The organism is Streptomyces sp. AC627_RSS907 (genome assembly GCF_019049165.1).
This window is the reverse complement of the sequence record NZ_JAGMUE010000248.1, coordinates 1-565: the sequence shown is the minus strand read 5'-3', so window position 1 is coordinate 565 and position 565 is coordinate 1. Positions and strand designations below refer to the sequence as shown.

The following is a 565-nucleotide window of genomic DNA, read 5'->3' as shown; positions in this document are numbered from 1 at the left end:
ACGTACAGCCGCGCCCCGTTGGTGAGGATGACGTTGGCCAGCCCGATGTCCTCGTCCGTGAGCTGGCTGGCGTCCGCGGACTCGCGGGCGAGGTCGAAGCCGCGGGCGTCCCGCAGCGGGTTCTCCTCCTCGAAGTCCCAGCGGGCGCGGCGCGCCCGGTGCATCGCCGCCGCGTAGGCGTTGACGATCTGGGACGAGGTGAGCATGGCATTGGCGTTCGGGTGGCCGGGGACGGAGATCCCGTACTCCGTCTCGATTCCCATTACTCGCCGTACGGTCATGCGGCCCTCCTTGCCCGGCGGCGCCCACCGGTGAGGTCGGCGCTCAAGTACCGCTGCGCGTCCGATGCGTGTGCGGTCCCCGATCCCCCACCTCGCGGCGCTGCGGTACCGCAGAGCCTAGAACGGCTGAGCGGTGGTGGGGAGATCATTACAGTCATTGCTCCAGTCGTTGTCCACGCGCACTGGCCGGAGAAAAGCGTCCGGCTGCGGACGCCCCCAGGGTTCCCCGCCCGAAGCGGGGAGTAGGACATCCGCAGCCGGAGTGCGGTGCTACAGGTACTGAC

Annotated in this window: 1 protein-coding gene; it reads right to left on the bottom strand. The window is 69.4% G+C overall.

The window, feature by feature from the left end; all coding sequences use genetic code 11:
• Positions 1–281 (bottom strand): proteasome accessory factor PafA2 family protein (locus KUM32_RS33040; RefSeq protein WP_217145621.1); only part of this gene is annotated, 281 nt, incomplete at its 3' end.
• Positions 282–565: the final 284 nt, after the last annotated feature.